Source organism: Frankia umida (genome assembly GCF_023242945.1).
Lineage (GTDB): Bacteria > Actinomycetota > Actinomycetes > Frankiales > Frankiaceae > Frankia > Frankia umida.
Window position 1 is genome coordinate 1 of the sequence record NZ_JALKFT010000101.1, and the last position, 973, is coordinate 973.

The 973-nt window shown below is 62.5% G+C and carries 1 protein-coding gene; it reads left to right on the plus strand.

Annotated elements, in window-relative coordinates:
• Window positions 1-940: IS3 family transposase (locus MXD59_RS25955; protein ID WP_248827194.1), on the plus strand; the 940-nt coding region annotated here is incomplete at its 5' end.
• Window positions 941-973 lie beyond the last annotated feature (33 nt).

Consider the following 973-nt stretch of genomic DNA (forward strand, 5'->3'; position numbering starts at 1 on the left):
CGGCGAGCTTCTTCGCGAGCGAGCAGAAATAAGGTTCGAGTTCATCTCGATCCATGCTCCGAGGAAGCCTGCGCCCGCCGATGGCGTGGACACCTTCCCCGTCGACTACATGTGCCGGAAACTCGATGTCTCCCGGCAGGGCTATTACGCATGGAAGAAACGCGGCCCGTCGCAGCGCGAGAAGGACGACGTCACCCTGTCAACCATGATCAAAGCGATCTTCGACCATCACGAGGGACGGTACGGAGTGCGGCGGATCTTCCACGAGCTCCGCCGCCAGGGCGTCGCTGTCGCCTACAAGCGGGTCCAGCGGCTGATGGCCGCGATGGGCCTGGTCAGCGTGCACCCGCGGCCCCGCCGGCCGGTGACGACCATGCAGGCCGCCGCGCCGTCCTCGTTGCCCGACCTGGTCGGCCAGGACTTCACCGCGCCCGCGCCGAACCGGCTGTGGTTCGGCGATATAACCTACATCCGGACCTGGGACGGCTGGGTCTACATGGCCTCGGTTATCGACGCGTTCTCCCGCAAAGTCGTCGGCTGGGCCGTCGCCGACCACATGCGCACCGAGCTCGTCACCGATGCGCTCCGCATGGCTATCACCACTCGACGACCACCCGCCGGGGTGATCTTCCATGCCGACCGCGGCAGCCAATACACCAGCAGCCAGTTCGTTGCCTTCCGCCATGACAACAACATTCGGAATTCTGTCGGTCGCACTGGAATCTGCTTTGATAACGCCGCCGCGGAATCGTTCTGGGCCACTCTCAAAAAGGAGTTCATACACCTCCATCCGTTCGACACCCTCGACCGCGTCCGCGCAGGAATCTTCGAGTACATCGAGACCTACTACAACCGGCAGCGGATACACTCCGCGATCGGCTACCTAACCCCCATCGAGTTCGAGGAAGAATTTGACGGACAAGACCTCCGTGCGGCATAGTTAGGATTGTCTACAAAAGCGGGAACGCTCCAG